Annotated in this window: 15 protein-coding genes; 10 read left to right on the forward strand and 5 right to left on the reverse strand. The window is 68.9% G+C overall.

The annotated features are described in order from the left end of the window. The first annotated feature begins 73 nt into the window (after nt 1-73). Complete coding sequence (locus DX912_RS13825; protein WP_115843219.1) at nt 74-481, forward strand: hypothetical protein; 408 nt, start codon at nt 74-76, stop codon at nt 479-481. Between the two features lie 90 nt (nt 482-571). Here the strand turns inward: DX912_RS13825 and DX912_RS13830 are convergent, their stop codons facing one another. Continuing rightward, nucleotides 572-1681 (reverse strand): hybrid sensor histidine kinase/response regulator, encoded by a 1110-nt coding sequence (locus DX912_RS13830; protein WP_181902838.1) that lies wholly within the window; start codon nt 1679-1681, stop codon nt 572-574. Between the two features lie 232 nt (nt 1682-1913). Here DX912_RS13830 and DX912_RS13835 point away from each other — a divergent pair, with 232 nt between their 5' ends. Continuing rightward, nucleotides 1914-2867: an aldo/keto reductase gene (locus DX912_RS13835; RefSeq protein ID WP_115843223.1), complete on the forward strand. Its 954-nt coding sequence runs from the start codon at nt 1914-1916 to the stop codon at nt 2865-2867. Further along, nucleotides 2864-3856 (forward strand): DMT family transporter, encoded by a 993-nt coding sequence (locus tag DX912_RS13840; protein WP_115843225.1) that lies wholly within the window; start codon nt 2864-2866, stop codon nt 3854-3856. The genes DX912_RS13835 and DX912_RS13840 overlap by 4 nt, the downstream gene beginning before the upstream one ends. Here DX912_RS13840 and DX912_RS13845 read toward each other — a convergent pair. The 4 genes from DX912_RS13845 to DX912_RS13860 all read right to left on the reverse strand — a co-directional run bounded on the left by DX912_RS13845 (nt 3853) and on the right by DX912_RS13860 (nt 7914). After that, a complete protein-coding gene (locus DX912_RS13845) occupies nt 3853-5277 on the reverse strand; it encodes a nicotinate phosphoribosyltransferase (protein WP_115843227.1) in 1425 nt (474 codons plus the stop codon). The genes DX912_RS13840 and DX912_RS13845 overlap by 4 nt on opposite strands. Nucleotides 5278-5394: 117 nt before the next feature. Next, nucleotides 5395-5928: a pseudouridine synthase gene (locus tag DX912_RS13850; protein WP_115843229.1), complete on the reverse strand. Its 534-nt coding sequence runs from the start codon at nt 5926-5928 to the stop codon at nt 5395-5397. A gap of 80 nt (nt 5929-6008) precedes the next feature. Continuing rightward, complete coding sequence (locus DX912_RS13855) at nt 6009-6857, reverse strand: class I SAM-dependent methyltransferase (protein WP_115843342.1); 849 nt, start codon at nt 6855-6857, stop codon at nt 6009-6011. 82 nt (nt 6858-6939) lie between these two features. Then, nucleotides 6940-7914 carry a LysR substrate-binding domain-containing protein gene (locus tag DX912_RS13860; protein ID WP_115843231.1) on the reverse strand — a complete coding sequence of 325 codons (975 nt, stop codon included), beginning with the start codon at nt 7912-7914 and terminating at the stop codon, nt 6940-6942. A gap of 151 nt (nt 7915-8065) precedes the next feature. On the opposite strand from DX912_RS13860, the gene DX912_RS13865 reads away from it, so the two are divergent. The 7 genes from DX912_RS13865 (at nt 8066) to DX912_RS13895 (ending at nt 14652) form a co-directional block, all read left to right on the forward strand. Continuing rightward, nucleotides 8066-8275: a hypothetical protein gene (locus DX912_RS13865; RefSeq protein ID WP_115843233.1), complete on the forward strand. Its 210-nt coding sequence runs from the start codon at nt 8066-8068 to the stop codon at nt 8273-8275. A gap of 256 nt (nt 8276-8531) precedes the next feature. Beyond that, nucleotides 8532-10676, forward strand: coding sequence for a TonB-dependent siderophore receptor (locus tag DX912_RS13870; RefSeq protein ID WP_115843235.1), 2145 nt, complete (start codon nt 8532-8534; stop codon nt 10674-10676). 9 nt (nt 10677-10685) lie between these two features. Next, complete coding sequence (locus DX912_RS13875; protein ID WP_115843237.1) at nt 10686-10970, forward strand: hypothetical protein; 285 nt, start codon at nt 10686-10688, stop codon at nt 10968-10970. Then, nucleotides 10970-11233: a hypothetical protein gene (locus DX912_RS13880; RefSeq protein ID WP_115843239.1), complete on the forward strand. Its 264-nt coding sequence runs from the start codon at nt 10970-10972 to the stop codon at nt 11231-11233. The genes DX912_RS13875 and DX912_RS13880 overlap by 1 nt, the downstream gene beginning before the upstream one ends. A gap of 7 nt (nt 11234-11240) precedes the next feature. Beyond that, nucleotides 11241-12848: a PepSY-associated TM helix domain-containing protein gene (locus tag DX912_RS13885; protein ID WP_115843241.1), complete on the forward strand. Its 1608-nt coding sequence runs from the start codon at nt 11241-11243 to the stop codon at nt 12846-12848. Nucleotides 12849-12912: 64 nt separating this feature from the next. Further along, nucleotides 12913-13803, forward strand: a complete 891-nt coding sequence (locus DX912_RS13890) for an SGNH/GDSL hydrolase family protein (protein WP_115843243.1) — start codon at nt 12913-12915, stop codon at nt 13801-13803. Between the two features lie 12 nt (nt 13804-13815). Continuing rightward, nucleotides 13816-14652 carry an AraC family transcriptional regulator gene (locus DX912_RS13895; RefSeq protein WP_233433592.1) on the forward strand — a complete coding sequence of 279 codons (837 nt, stop codon included), beginning with the start codon at nt 13816-13818 and terminating at the stop codon, nt 14650-14652. Nucleotides 14653-14655 lie beyond the last annotated feature (3 nt).

Below are 14655 nucleotides of genomic sequence, written 5' to 3' on the forward strand. Positions count from 1 at the left end.
TCCGCGCCCGATCACGCTGTTTCAACGATGGCTTGCCGACACTGGACCCCGTTCCCGAAACGGGCTGTACATCATGACGAAGCTGACTTCGATCCCCGAACGCGCGCTCGACCTGGCCTCGCTGGTCGGCGACAACCTCCGCAGCGCCGGCGACAGCCTGCGCCACTCGGTTCCCGCGATGACCCACAGCGCCGGCCAGTGGCTGGACGCCGGCGCGAAGCTCGGCGCCCTGAAGGGCGGCGCGCGCGTGGCGGGCGGCTTCGTGCGCCGCAACCCGGTGCTGATCGCCGCTGCCGTCGCCGGCGCCGGCCTGCTCTGGTACGCCGCCAAGCGTCGTGCCCGCCGCGTCGAGGAAGAACAGGACGAGCACGCGATCGAAGGCAGCTCGCGCCGCGTTGAAGCGCGTCGCGGCTCCGGCCGTCGCGCGCCGACGCCGCGCCGCAATGCGTCCTCGCGCCAGCAGTCGCGCGTCGAGCACTGAACCTGTAGACAGCCCGACCCTCCCCGATCCGGGGAGGGTTTGATGTTGGGCAGACGTCATCCCCGCGAACGCGGGAATGACGGGCAGGAGTCACGCCATCACAGGCGTCGGCGCTTCCGGTAGTTCGATGATGAAGCGCGCACCGCCGTTGCGGCGTGCTTCGTACCAGAGCTGACCGCCGGCGCGCGCGACGATGCGCTTGGCCAGCGACAGGCCCAGTCCGCTCGACAGGCCGTCGTAACGCGGATCGTCGTGCAGGCGCACGAACGGCTTGAACAGCTCCTTCTCGCGATCCGGCGGAATGCCCGGGCCGCGATCGGCCACGACCAGCTGCCAGTAGCCCGGCGCACCCGCGCGCGCGGTGAGCAGCAGTTCGGAATCGGGCGCGTACTTCATCGCGTTGGTGACGAGGTTTTCCGCCACCTGGCGCAGCACGCGCGGGTGGATGCTCACCTGCGCGGCCGTTTCCGGCAGGCGCAACTCGGCCCGGATGCCGCGAGCTTCCAGCTGCATTTCGTAGCGCTTGTGCAGCCAGCCGAGGATTTCGGCCAGGTCCGCGCGACCGCCGCCGGTGTCTTCGTCGGCGAGCTTGTCGGACTGGCTTTCCAGGTAATGGTGGATGTAGCCGAGCGCGTCGTCGGCGCTCTCGTGGATCATCTCGAGGTAGCGCGGAATGCGCTCGGCCTTGCACAGGCCGCTGCGCAGCAGTTCGGCGGCGAAGACCACGCTGCTCAGGGGGTTCTTCAGGTCGTGCGCGACCAGGTTGACCAGTTCCTCGCGCTCGCGGGCGACGCGTTCGAGGCGGTCGCGCGTGAGCTTCAGGCCGACGTGCGCGTTGACGCGCGCCAGCAGTTCCTCGGGCAGGAAGGGCTTGGTGACGTAATCGACGACGCCGGCGTCGAAGGCGCGCAGCAGCAGGTCGCGATCGTGGGCGGCGGTGACGAAGACCACCGGCACCTGCAGCGGACCGAGCTCATGCAGGGCGGCGATGACGTCGAAGCCGTCCATGCCGGGCATCATCATGTCGAGCAGGATCAGGTCCGGCGGGCTTTCGAGATAGCGCTGGAGCGCTTCCTCGCCGGAACTGGCGGACACGACTTCGTAGCCCTGGCGGGCCAGCAGGGTGCCGACCACGCGCAGGTTCACGTTCTGGTCGTCGACGACCAGGATTCGGCCCGAATTGCCAGCGGCTACGACCATGCTGCGTCCCTGTCCCCGGGGCAGCGTCGACCCCCTTCGCGCCGCGGTTTCATTGGGACAAACGGTATCAGAAAGGCGGGCGATTGCCGACATCATGTCCCCCGGAAGGCGGTTGGGCGCCGAGCCGATCCGGCAAAGAGGCAGGATCCGCAACGTCGCGCTACAGGTCGATTGCCCCTGCGGCCTAGAACGCATCGCATCATGTGACCCCCTACTCGGCCGAGTTTCCCCCATGACGCCGTCCCTTCGCCCCCTCGGCCGATCCGGCCTGCGTGTCGCCCCGTTCGCACTCGGCGGCAACGTCTTCGGCTGGAGCGCCGACGAGACCGCGACCTTCGCCCTGCTGGACGCCTTCGTCGACGCCGGCTTCGACCTGGTCGATACCGCCGATTCGTACTCGTACTGGGTGCCGGGCAACGAGGGCGGCGAGTCCGAAACGCTGCTGGGCCGGTGGTTCCAGCGCAGCGGCAAGCGCGCGCGCGTGACCCTGGCGACCAAGGTCGGCAAGTGGGAACGCCACCGCGGCCTCGCGCCGGCGACGATCCAGGCCGCGGTCGAAGGCTCGCTGCGCCGACTGCAGACCGACGTCATCGACCTCTACCAGGCGCATGAGGACGACCCGGCGACGCCGCTGGCCGACACGCTGGGCGCGTTCGCCCGGCTGATCGAGCAGGGCAAGGTGCGGGCGATCGGCGCCTCGAACTACTCCGCCGCGCGCCTGCGCGAGGCGCTGGACGTCGCCGAACGCGACGGCGTGCCGCGCTTCGAGACGCTCCAGCCCGAGTACAACCTCTACGCCCGCGCCGGCTTCGAGGCCGAGCTCCAGCCGCTGGCGCGCGAACGCGAGGTCGCGGTGATCCCGTACTACGCGCTCGCCAGCGGTTTCCTCACCGGCAAGTACCGCAGCGAGGCCGACGTCGGCAAGAGCGCCGCGCGCGCCGGGGCCATCGGCAAGTACCTCAACGCGCGCGGGCTGCGCATCGTGCAGGCGCTGGACGATGTCGCCGTCGACCTGCGCGCCACACCGGCGCGGGTCGCCCTGGCCTGGCTGATGGCGCAGCCGACGATCGCCGCCCCGATCGCGAGCGCGACCACGGTCGAACAGCTCCACGAACTGCTCGCCGCGGCGCGCCTGTCGCTGGGCGCGGCGCAGCTGAAGCAGCTCGACGACGCGAGCGCCGAATGAGCGCGACCACCGCAACCGCGCACCCACAGGCCGCACGCCGCGTCGGCCTGGCGATGGCCGCCACCGGCGCGATCCTGTTCTCGGCGAAGGCGATCCTGGCGAAGTTCCAGTACCGCTACGGCGTGGATTCGCTCGACGTGCTCGCGCTGCGGATGCTGCTGTCGCTGCCGCTGTTCGTGGCGCTCGGCATCCGCGAGTCGCGCCGTCCCGAACGCGCCCCGATGACGCGACGCGACTTCGGCCTGATCGTGATCCTCGGCGTGCTCGGCTATTACCTCTCGAGCCTGCTGGATTTCTGGGGCCTGGAGTACGTGCCGGTCTCGCTGGAACGGCTGATCCTGTTCCTCAACCCGACCTTCGTGCTGCTGATCGGCGTGTTCGCGTTCAAGCGCCGCGTCGCGCGTCGCGAATGGGTTGCGCTGGCGGTGAGCTATGCCGGCGTATCGCTGGTGTTCGTAGAGAACCTGCGCGTGCAGGGCGAACACATCCTGCTCGGCAGCGCGCTGGTGCTGGGCGCCGCGCTGAGCTACGCGCTGTACCTGTCGATGTCGGGCCAGCTGATCAAGCGCATCGGCTCGCTGCGGCTGGTGGCGTATGCGATGACGATCTCGACCGCGGCGACGCTCACGCATTACCTGATCGCGCGCGACCCCTCGCACCTGTTCGAACTGCCGATGCCGGTCTACGGCTTGGCGGCGATCAACGCGTTCTTCTGCACCTTCCTGCCCGTGACCTTCACGATGGGCGCCGTCGCGCGCCTGGGCGCCGGCACCGCCGCGCAGATGTCGGTGCTGGGGCCGGTGTCGCTGGTGTTCCTCGGCGCGTGGCTGCTGGGCGAGCCGGTCACCGCCGTGCAGCTGGTCGGCACGGCCGTCGTGCTGGGTGGCGTGCTGCTGCTCACGCGGCCGGGCGCGAACTCGGTCCCGGTGGCGGAAACGGCGCACAACGCGCCGGATGAAGACGAGCCCGGGAAAACCGCCGCGCGCTAGAGCCGCGCGGCGTTGGCGCGCTCGCGCACCTGCGCGAGTGTCCAGTCCTGCCGCAGCTCGCCGTTCTCCCACACGGTGACGAGCGCGTCCTCGAAGCCGGCCGGCGCGTTCGCCTCATCGAGCGACAGCGCGCCATCGGGCAACGCCACCGTGCGGTATTCGCCCGATTCGACATGCCGCGCCAGCGTCATCCGGCCGCGCTTGCTGGTCTTGCCGGGATCGGTGACCGGTTCCTTGTAGACGTCGATCCAGCGACCGTCGACGCGCGCGGCGGAGCACTTCAGCGCGAACTTCTGCGTATCGCGATCCACGCGCTGCAACAGTGCGCCGCCCATGCCGAAGGTGAGGTTGTCGGCGGAATAACCGGCGCCGGTGGCGCGTTCGAGGATCGCGCGGATGCTGTCGGGGTTGATGCCGTCGCCCTGGATCACGCGCACGTGGTTGAGCACGCGGAATCCCTTGCCGTTGACGACGTGGCCGAACGCCTCGTCGAGCCGGCGCAGGCATTCGTGGACGACCGCGACCGGATCGCCCGAATCGGGCCGGATCACCACTGTCGCGCCGGAGGCGATCACCTCCTCGCGCAGCGTGCGGCCCCAGTGTTCGGACACGGCGCGGAAGATGTCGTAGCTGTCGGAGACCACCGCGACGATCGCGCCGGGCCTGGCGAACTGCCGGAGCATGTTGCGATAGGCGTCGACTTCGCGTTCGCGACCCCACGCGGTGATCGTGCTGTGCTCGGCCGCGGGGATGGAGAACGCCGCCATCGGCTCGTGGTACCACGCGCGCGCCGCGAGCAGGCCGGACACCGTGTCGGTGCCCATGAAGTTCACCAGGTGCGACAGCCCGCCGATTGCCGCCGACTCCGCACTCGACACGCCGCGCGCGCCGAAGTCGTGCAGCTTGAACGGCAACTGGCCTTCCGGATCGTCGCTGGTACGTTCGAGGAAGCCGCGGATCGTCTGCTTCGCATGCCAGCTCACCGTGGCGACCGTCACCGGATACCACAGCCGCAGCAGCAGCGTTTCGATGTACGACGGCACCCAGAACGCGCGCGGATCGGTCGATTCGATCGTCACCAGCGCCTGCTGCGTCGGCACGACCGTGCCTTCGGGCACGGCGCGGATGCGCAGTGGCAGGCGACCGCCGTGGCGGTCGACGATGTCGCGCCAGCCGGCTTCGTTGAACGGCTCGCCGTGCGCGGCGAACAACTCGCGCGCCTGGTCGATGTCGTCGCGCGTGACGCGACGTGCGAGCGCCTGCTTGAGGATCGACTGCAGCCCGAAGAACACCGTGCGGTCGTACAGCCCGCCGCGCGACTCGACGTAGAAGAACGTCGCGTCCGTGCCCGGCGGGTACTGCAGCCAGTGGCTGGCCTTGTAGCTGTCGGTGTTCAGCAGGAGGTTGTCGAGGAAATCCATGGCGGTTCCGTCGTGGCGGGGGCGGCAATGCTTTCGCGTCGCCGCGCGCGCTGTTTGATCGCGCTCAAGCCGGCCGATGCATCCTGCACGCCGCGCCGTCACGGCGGCGCATCGCGATTACAGCTGGCGCCATTGCCCCGGCGTCAAACCATCGAGGCGATGCGATCCGATCGCCACGCGCACCAGCCGCAGCGTCGGCAGCCCGATCGCAGCAGTCATGCGGCGAACCTGCCGGTTGCGGCCTTCGCTGATGGTGATTTCAAGCCATGCGTCGGGCACGGTCTTGCGGAAGCGCACCGGCGGATCGCGCGGCCACAGCGCCGGCGCGTCGAGGCGTTGCACTTTCGCCGGACGCGTCGGGCCGTCGTTGAGCACGACGCCGCGTCGCAACGCCCCGATCTGCGCATCCGACGGTTCGCCTTCGACCTGCACCCAGTACGTCTTGGGCTCCTTGTGGCGCGGATCGGTTAGCCGGTGCGCAAGCGCGCCGTCGTCGGTGAGCAGCAGCAGGCCTTCGCTGTCGTGGTCGAGCCGGCCGGCCGCGTACACGTCCGGCGGCAGCCCGAATTCGGCCAGCGTGCGGCGCGGCGGCGTGCTGCGGTCGGTGAACTGGCACAGCACGCCGTAGGGTTTGTTGAGGGCGATGAGCATGTTGGAGCAGGAGCGAGCGTGGAGAAGCGAGGAATGAGCACGCTTGCCTCACTTCTCACTCTCCGACCCCACCCTTCACATCAGGGCTTCACGAACCGCAGCGTCATGCGGTCGCTCTCGCCGATCGCCTTGTACTTGGCGTCGTCCTTCGCGTCGTGCTGGTTGGTCGGCGGCAGCGTCCACACACCGTTCGGATGGTCGGCGGTGTCCTTCGGATTGGCGTTGATCTCGCTCTTTTCCTGCAGCTTGAAGCCGGCCTTCTGCGCCAGTTCGATCACCAGCGCCTCGGTGAGGTAGCCGGAGGTCTTCATCTTCTCCAGGTCGGTGCCCGGCTTGGCGCGATGGTCGACCACGCCGAGCGTGCCGCCCGGCTTGAGCACGTCGAAGAACGCCTTGAAGTACGCATCGGCCGTGCCGTCGTCCACCCAGTTGTGCGCGTTGCGGAAGGTCAGCACGACGTCGGCCGAGCCCGCGGCGCCGAAGTTCGGCGCCTTCGGATCGAAGTTCTGGACCTTCGCGTTGCCGTACACGGCGGTGTCGGCCAGGCGCTTGGCCATCGCCTCGCTCTGGCGGTAGCGGTACTGCGGCTGGCCGGCGATCGCGGGGTCGTACATCGCCGCGACGTACTGCCCACCGTTCCTGAGGTACGGCGCGAGGATCTCGGTGTACCAGCCACCGCCGGGGGTGATCTCGACGACCGTCTGCGTGGGCTTCACGCCGAAGAACGCGAGCGTCTGTGCCGGATGGCGGTACGAATCGCGCAGGCGATTCTTCGCGTCGCGCGTCGGCGCGTCGACTGCGGCCTGCAGCGACGACTCGACTGCGACCGACGACGCCTTCGGAGCGGGCTTGGTCTTGGATTGCGCGAGGATGGGGCCTTGCGCGACGAGCAGGGCGGGAACCAGGGCGGCAAGCAGAAGGCGTTTCATGCAGGTCTCCATGACGGTGCCGGCTCCGGACGGGGCCGGTGAACGGGCGGCCAGACTACCCCCAACCCCGTGGCGGCCACCATCAACGGACGGCACGGGTCCTTTTGACGGACGCCGCCTTGCGCGTCTTGGCGGGGGCCTTCTTCGGAGCGCCGCCGCGACGCGGCGTCATCGCGTCGCTGGCCGCGTACGTCGCCGCTTCCTCCAGCAGCCAGTCGCGGAAGCGCGCCAGCCCGCGGTGGTCGCGCGAGCGCGACGGGTAGACGAGGTAGTGCGCGAATTCGGTCTTCAGGCGTTCGTCGAACAGTTCGACCAGGTGCCCGGCCTCGACCAGCGGCCGCGCGAGCGTCACGCGTCCCAGCACGATGCCCATGCCTTCGGCCGCCGCCCGGTGCAGGTTTTCCGAATCGTCGAAGATGGCCACGAAACGCTCCGGCGGCTTCCCGCCGAACTTCGCGAACCATTCGCTCCAGCGCCCGCCGGGCGCGCCCAGCAGCGGGAACTGGCTGAGGGTGGCCAGCGTCGGCCGGCCGAGGCGCTCGATCAGCGCCGGGCTCGCGGTCGGCGTCATCCAGTCGTCGAACAGATGCACCGCTTCCACGCCCGGCCACTTGCCCGGGCCGAAGCGGATGCCGGCGTCGATGGCGGTTTCGCGCGAGAAGTCGACGGGATCGATGTTGGACTGGAGGCTGATTTCCAGCTGCGGATGCGCCGAGAGGAAGCGCGGCAGGCGCGGCACGAGCCAGCTCGATGCGAAGGAGGGCATCAGCGTCACGGCGAGCGCGTCGTCGCGACGCACGCGGCGCGGCGCGAGCGCCAGTTCGATCGCTTCCAGGTGCGGCGCGATGCGGTCGTACAGCGCCTGCCCGTGTTCGGTGAGCTTCACGCCCCGCGCGCCGCGCACGAACAGGCGGCGATCGAGGCGTTCCTCGATGGTGCGGATCTGGTGGCTCAGTGCGCTGACGGTGAGGTGCATCGACTCGGCCGCGCGGGTGAGATTCCCGGCGCGCGCGGCGGCGATGAAACCCAGCAGGGCCTGCAACGGCGGACGGCTCATTCGACCTCCTCGTGCCCCGGCGACTCTTGAACCGGATTCAAGACTGGCTTGCAGAACCGTCGCTTTTTCGGGCTTCGGCGCGGGCGTATCTTGCAACGCACTCAAGGAAGTTGTCCACGCCACGCAGGCCGCCGCACACCGGGAGCACGCCATGAACGTCTTCACCAATCTCTTCATTCCGCAGGCCGACCAGGCCGAGCCGCACCCGTTCGACGACCTCGACGAGCGCTTCGCCGGCTACGGCAACCGCATCGCGTCCGCGCGCTTCTTCGCACCGCTGGGCCACGCCCGCGCGAAGCGCGAGCAGGCGGCGTCCGAATCGTCGTTCGACGACGAACTCGCGATCTGCGGCTGCGGCTGACCTCCGCGCACGCGTCGTCCCAAGGCGACCGCCCGCGCCCACCACATCGCCAGGTTTTCCCCCGTGCGCCGCGCCCCCACCGCGGCGCTTTTCTTTGTGCGGCCACAACGTGCCGCCGGCGCACCAGAAGACTTCGGCTCGATTGTTCGGCCCGGTTGGACGCCCTACAATCGCGAACGATTCTTATTTGCCGGCCACCGGCGCGACACGCATCGTGCGCTCCCGGCCAGGGCCAGCCTCCACTTCAAGGTTCCCGATGCGCTCCCACCGCTCCGCCGTCCGGTCGTTGCCGGTCTCGATCCGCCACGCGCTCGCCGTCGCGATGCTCGCCGGCGCCGCCATGCCCGCGTTCGCCCAGCAGGGCGCCAGCGCCACGGACCTGGATTCGGTCGAAGTGCGCGCGCCGATCGCCCGCACCGCCGGCACCGCGACCAAGACCGACACGCCGATCCGCGAGATCCCGCAATCGATCTCGGTCGTCACCGACCAGCAGATGAAGGACCGTGCGATCCACGGGATCGAGGAGGCGATCTGGTTTACGGCCGGCGCGCAGGGCGGCGGCTACGGCGGCGATCCGCGTTCGGACTGGCTGCTGCTGCGCGGCTTCACGCCGGCGCGCTACCTCGATGGCCTCGCGCTCGCGGAAGGCAGCGGTACGTCGATCACGCGCATCGAGCCGTACGGCCTGGAGCGCGTGGAAGTGCTCAAGGGTCCGGCGTCGGTTGCCTACGGCGCGATGCCGCCCGGCGGCATGGTCAATTACGTGAGCAAGCGTCCGACCGACGCGACGCTGCGCGAGGTCGAAGTGCAGGTCGGCACGTACGACCTGTTCCAGCTCGCCGGCGACTTCGGCGGCAGGCTTACCGACGACGGCGTCTGGACGTACCGCCTCACCGCGCTGGCGCGCCAGAGCGACGACGAAATCGACTTCGTGCACGACGACCGCTATTTCATCGCGCCGGCGCTGACGTGGAAGCCGGACGAAGCGAACTCGCTGACGCTGCTCGCGCGCTGGCAGAAGAACGACACCGTCGCCGGCGCCGGCTTCCTGCCGGCCGAAGGCACGCTGCTGCCGAACCCGAACGGCCGCATCGCGCGCAACCGCTTCACCGGCGAGCCGGGCTTCAACAATTACGACAAGACGATGACGTCGCTGGGGTGGGAGTACTTCCATGACTTCGGCGGCGGCGCGACGTTCCGCCAGAACCTGCGCTACGGCGTGACGAAGATCGATCCGAGCACGTCGGTCGGCGCGTTCGGCTGGCTTGCCGATCCGGTGACGTTCCAGCCCGTCGATTACCGCACGCTCGTGCGCTACCTCTGGAATACGGAGGAAGAGAGCAAGACCTTCGGCGTCGACAACCAGCTGCAGTTCGACTTCAGCACCGGCGCGGTGGAGCACACGCTGCTCACCGGCCTGGACTTCCGCCGCGCGCGCAACGATTACGCGTCGGCATTCGTGTTCGGCGCGCCGACGCTGGACCTGTTCGCGCCGGTGTACGGTTCGCCGATCGTGGAGCCTGATTTCTCCTCGCGTACGCGCCAGACGCAGTCGCAGTTCGGCCTGTACGCGCAGGACCAGATGAAGGTCGATCGCTGGGTGGTCACGCTCGGCGCGCGCCAGGATTGGGTCGGCACCGACACGCACGAAGTCATCGGCGGTGCGCAGTCGCACCAGAGCGACGACAAGTTCTCCGGCCGCGTCGGTGTGAACTACCTCTTCGACAACGGCTTCGCGCCGTACATCGGCTGGTCGCAGTCGTTCCAGCCCACCGTCGGCACCGACTTCTTCGGCACCGCGTTCGTGCCGACCACCGGCGAGCAGACGGAGATCGGCCTGAAATACCAGCCGGCCAGCAATCGCGTGCTCGCCACGATCGCCGCCTACGAGCTGGTGCAGGAGAACACGCTGGTCGTGGATCCGAACCACACGCTGTACTCGATCCAGCAGGGCGAGACGAAGGTGCGCGGCGTCGAGCTGGAAGGCCGCTGGAACGTCGGCAACGGCCTGAGCGTGTACGGCGCCTACACCTACACCGATTCGGAAGTGACGAAGTCGACCGACCCGCTGTCGCTGGGCAAGGAGATCCCGCTGCAGCCGGAGAACGTCGCCTCGCTCGGCGCCGATTACACGATCATCGGCGGCGCGCTGTCGGGCCTGGGCTTCGGTGCCGGCGTGCGTTACACCGGCGAGCATTACGGCGATGCGTACAACGCATGGCAGACGCCGTCGTACACGCTGTTCGACGCGTCGGTGCATTACGACATCGGCGCGTGGCGCCTGCAGCTCAACGCGCAGAACGTCGGCGACAAGGACTACATCGCGACCTGCAACAGCGGGACCTGGTGCTACTACGGCTATCCGCGCACGGTCACCGCGACCGCGCGCTACCAGTGGTGACCTGAGGCGATGAATCCGCTCGCCACAATCATGGCCATCGCGATGTCGCTGGGGTCGGCGGCGTCGCTGTATGCCGCGTCCCCGCATTGCCGCTGGCCGTCGTGGCGTCGCCATGCAGCGCGCGGAAAGCTCGTCGGCGGCCTGCTGGCCGTGGCGTCACTGTGGGCATTCATCGCGCAGCTCGGCGTCGGCGCCGGGCTGTGCGCGATGCTGGGGACGTGGATGCTCGGCTTGATGGTGTTTCCTTACCTCGCGTGGCGCACTGCGCCGGCCGGCAACGGAGAGACACGCTGATGTGGGCGCGCGCGTTCGCCGGGATCGTGCCAGGTTTCCTGCTGTCGGCGGGACTGGTCGGCCTGCTCACGTGGGCGTTGCCGGGCCCGTGGCAGGGCACCATCGTCGCCGGAGTCATCGCGTTCTTCGTCGTCTGGATCGCGGTGATGGGCGCGAGCTTCCAGTTCGCCAGCGGAAAGCGCGCGTGGGCGTGGTTGAGTGCTTTGGCCATCGTTTCGTTGGGCGCGCTGTGGTTGTTGCAGTGGCTGCGCTGGGTCGAATGAGGACGCGATGAAGATTTCCTCCAGCACGCTGCGCACGTTCACCACGCTGCACACCTGGGTCGGCCTCGTCGCCGGCTTCGCGCTGTTCGTGGCGTTCTATGCGGGCGCGATCACCATCTTCCACCACGACCTGCAGGCATGGCAGTCGCCGCACGGCGTGCACGCCACGTCGCAGACATTGGCCGAAGCTCAGCAGCTGCTGGACGAAACGCTCGCGCGCCATCCCGAGTCGCGCAAGCACGTCGGCATGGTGTTTCCCGGCGAGGAGTATCCGATCACCGCCACGTACTGGCAGGACGCGTCGGGCACGTGGCGCTACGCGACCACCGAACATCCCGAAGGCCTCGACGAGATGCCCGGCGGCGCGCTGTCGGAACTGGTCAACGCGCTGCACTACTCGCTCGGCATTCCCGTCGCCGGCACCTACCTGATGGGCATCGTCAGCTTGCTGTACGGGCTGGCGCTGATTTCCGGCGTCGTGATCCACCTGCCGAAACTGGTCGACGACCTGTTCGCGCTGCGTCCCGGCCGCAATCTCAAGCGCATGTGGCAGGACGCGCACAACGTCATCGGCGTGCTGAGTCTGCCGATGCACATCATGTTCGCCGTCACCGGCGCGATGCTGTGCCTGGTGATGATCGCGATGCTCGCGCTCAATCCGCTGATCTATCGCAACCAGTTGATGACGGCGCTCGGTCCGGCGATGGACACTGCACCGGTCGTCACGCCCGCGGGTCGCGAGCAGGAGATCGGCTCGCTCGCGATGTGGCACGAGCGCAGCGTCGCCATCGCGCGCGAGCAGGGCATCGAAGAGTTCGAGCCCGCCTACCTCAAGCTCGCCAACGCCGGCGACGCGAACGCGACGGTGGAAGTCACCGGCGAATCGTCGGGCACGCTTGGTCCGCTGGGTTCGGTCGCGATGAACGCGAACACCGGCGCGACGCTCGCCACGCAGCTGCCCGGCCAGCGCGACGCGAACCACGCCACGCTGTCGTCCGCGTACGCGCTGCATTTCGGCGAGTACGGCAACGCGTGGGTGCAGTGGTTGTACTTCCTGCTCGGCCTCGGCGGCGCGTTCCTGTTCTACTCGGGCAACCTGTTGTGGATCGAGGCACGCCGCAAGCGTCGGCAGGCCGAACAGGGCCGCGCGCAGCTGTGGATGGCGCGCGCGACGGTGGGCGTATGCATCGGCGTGTGCGTGGCGATCTCCGTCGCGTTCATCGCAACGCAGTTGCTGCAGCTGCCGGCGCTGTCGGGCATCGGGCTTGCATCCGGCGTGAATGCCGCGTGCTTCGCGACGTGGGCACTGTGCGCGCTGTGGGCTGCATTGCGCCCGCCGATCCGCGCCGCGCACGAACTGCTGTGGGTCGCCGCGATCACGACCGCGCTGATTCCGTTCGCGCACGGCATCGTCACCGGCGCATGGTGGTGGACGAGTGCGGCTGCCGGGCATTGGGCGCTCTTTGCGATCGATGCCGGCGCGATTGCGATGGCCGTCGGCTTCGCGTGGCTGGCCCGCGTCACCGCGCGCCGCATGCGCGAGGGCGAGGCGAACAGCGTGTGGGCGATCGCGCCCGCGCCGGTCGCCGCGCGCGTGGAAGCGCCGCAACCGTAGGCGCGGCCGTCACGGGCCGTTCGCGGCGTTCTGCCATAAGGACGTCGCGAACAGGAAAGCCCGGATGCCTTCCACCATCACCACCCAGCGCGGCGAATTCCGCCGCATCTACCGCGCGCTGCAGCGCAAGCCGGAACTGGCCGCGCGCACGCCGGTGTTCTTCTGCGAGGGCGATTCGTGGTTCTCGACGCCGCTGGCGATGAACCTGCTCGACTGGCTCGTCTTCCCCACGCCCGAAGACGAAGAGCGCGGCGTTCCCCAGTTCGGCGCAGGCGGTTTGTTCTTCCGCACCGAGAAGAGCGGCGATCTGGCGATCGACATCTTCTCCGAACGCCGCATCGCCGATCTCGTCGACTGGTACGAAGGCTTCGAGTTCGATGCGGTGTTGATCAGTGCGGGCGGAAACGATTTCGTCGCCGATTTCCTCACGGGTCTGTTCGCCGGCCAATCGCCGATGACGCCGGAGCAGGCGTTCGCGCGCGTCGAGCGTTCGCGCCGCTTCGAGGAAGTGCGCGGCGCGTACCAGCGCTTCCTGCGCGCCTTCAAGCGCACGCGACCGAACACGCCGATCCTCGCGCACACCTACGACTATCCCCAGCGCATGGGCGAACCGGCGCGCCTGACCGTGGCCAACCTCGGCGCGGCGGCGCTGCTGCGCGACAACATCGGACCGTGGATCGCGCCGAACATCGCGCACGTGCTGCCGCAGGTGGCGCAGCAGAAGCGCTTCGCCGCGTTGCTGATCGACGGCTTCCACGACCAGGTGCTCGCGCCGCTGGCCGCGCGCGCGGAGTTCTCCGGCCTGTTCACCTTCGTCGACCTGCGCGGCACGCTGCGACAGGCCGATGCGTGGTTCGACGAGATGCATCCGACCGGCGCGGGCTTCCACACGCTGTCGCTGAAGCTGCGCCGGGCCACGAACGCGCTGCTGCCGCCGGCGAAACGCCGCGCGTAACGCTCGCGTGGCATGATCGACGGCATGCAGGGCGTGCCCGAACATTTCGATCATCCGCTGGACCGGGCGCAGTTCCGCCGCCCGGCGCATCGCGATGGCGTGGAGCTGTATCGCGCGCATATCGTGCGGCACACGTTCGAGCCGCACACGCATGAAGCCTACGGGCTCGGCGCGATCGAAACCGGCGTGGAGCGTTTCCGCTATCGCGGCAGCGACCATCTGGCGCCGCAGGATTCGCGGGTGATGATGAATCCGGATGTGCTGCACACCGGTCGTGCCGAAACCGACGGCGGCTGGCGCTATCGCATGGCGTATATCGATGCGGACGTCGTCGAGACGGTCACGGGGCAACGCGGCCTGTGGTTCCGCGATGCGGTCGAACACGACGCGGCGCGTGCGAAGCGCGTGACCGTGCTGCTCGATGCGCTGTGGCGGACGGACGAGCCGTTGGCCTTCGACGGCCTGCTGTTCGAGCTGCTCGATGCGTTCGCCGACCAGGCGCGCACCGCGCGTCCGCTGTCGCGAGATGCGGCGCCTCGATTCGCGCGCGTCGTCGAGTTCCTGCGCGACAACCTGGCGCGGAGGCTCACGCTGGACGAACTGGCCGCGGTCGCGGAGTTGAGCCCGTTCCATTTCCTGCGCGCGTTCCGCACGCAGTACGACGCCACGCCGCAGCAGATGCTGATGGCGCTGCGATTGTTCGAAGCCAAGCGCCGGCTCGCCGACGGCGCCGCGCCGGCGCAGGTCGCCGCCGACGTCGGCCTGAGCGACCAGGCGCACCTGACGCGCGCCTTCGCGCAGCGCTACGGCGTGACGCCGGCGCGGTACCAGCGGCAGGTACGCAGCTGATGC

The organism is Lysobacter soli, assembly GCF_003382285.1.
Taxonomy (GTDB): domain Bacteria; phylum Pseudomonadota; class Gammaproteobacteria; order Xanthomonadales; family Xanthomonadaceae; genus Lysobacter_J; species Lysobacter_J soli.

What these genes read in the sequence shown, in the direction of transcription:
- DX912_RS13840 (WP_115843225.1), top strand. Translation starts at nt 2,864, where the DNA reads ATGAGCGCGACCACCGCAACCGCGCACCCACAGGCCGCACGCCGCGTC.
- DX912_RS13845 (WP_115843227.1), bottom strand. Translation starts at nt 5,277, where the DNA reads ATGGATTTCCTCGACAACCTCCTGCTGAACACCGACAGCTACAAGGCC.
- DX912_RS13885 (WP_115843241.1), top strand. Translation starts at nt 11,241, where the DNA reads ATGAAGATTTCCTCCAGCACGCTGCGCACGTTCACCACGCTGCACACC.
- DX912_RS13835 (WP_115843223.1), top strand. Translation starts at nt 1,914, where the DNA reads ATGACGCCGTCCCTTCGCCCCCTCGGCCGATCCGGCCTGCGTGTCGCC.
- DX912_RS13855 (WP_115843342.1), bottom strand. Translation starts at nt 6,857, where the DNA reads ATGAAACGCCTTCTGCTTGCCGCCCTGGTTCCCGCCCTGCTCGTCGCG.
- DX912_RS13860 (WP_115843231.1), bottom strand. Translation starts at nt 7,914, where the DNA reads ATGAGCCGTCCGCCGTTGCAGGCCCTGCTGGGTTTCATCGCCGCCGCG.
- DX912_RS13865 (WP_115843233.1), top strand. Translation starts at nt 8,066, where the DNA reads ATGAACGTCTTCACCAATCTCTTCATTCCGCAGGCCGACCAGGCCGAG.
- DX912_RS13895 (WP_233433592.1), top strand. Translation starts at nt 13,816, where the DNA reads ATGATCGACGGCATGCAGGGCGTGCCCGAACATTTCGATCATCCGCTG.
- DX912_RS13880 (WP_115843239.1), top strand. Translation starts at nt 10,970, where the DNA reads ATGTGGGCGCGCGCGTTCGCCGGGATCGTGCCAGGTTTCCTGCTGTCG.
- DX912_RS13825 (WP_115843219.1), top strand. Translation starts at nt 74, where the DNA reads ATGACGAAGCTGACTTCGATCCCCGAACGCGCGCTCGACCTGGCCTCG.
- DX912_RS13890 (WP_115843243.1), top strand. Translation starts at nt 12,913, where the DNA reads ATGCCTTCCACCATCACCACCCAGCGCGGCGAATTCCGCCGCATCTAC.
- DX912_RS13850 (WP_115843229.1), bottom strand. Translation starts at nt 5,928, where the DNA reads ATGCTCATCGCCCTCAACAAACCCTACGGCGTGCTGTGCCAGTTCACC.
- DX912_RS13870 (WP_115843235.1), top strand. Translation starts at nt 8,532, where the DNA reads ATGCGCTCCCACCGCTCCGCCGTCCGGTCGTTGCCGGTCTCGATCCGC.
- DX912_RS13830 (WP_181902838.1), bottom strand. Translation starts at nt 1,681, where the DNA reads ATGGTCGTAGCCGCTGGCAATTCGGGCCGAATCCTGGTCGTCGACGAC.
- DX912_RS13875 (WP_115843237.1), top strand. Translation starts at nt 10,686, where the DNA reads ATGAATCCGCTCGCCACAATCATGGCCATCGCGATGTCGCTGGGGTCG.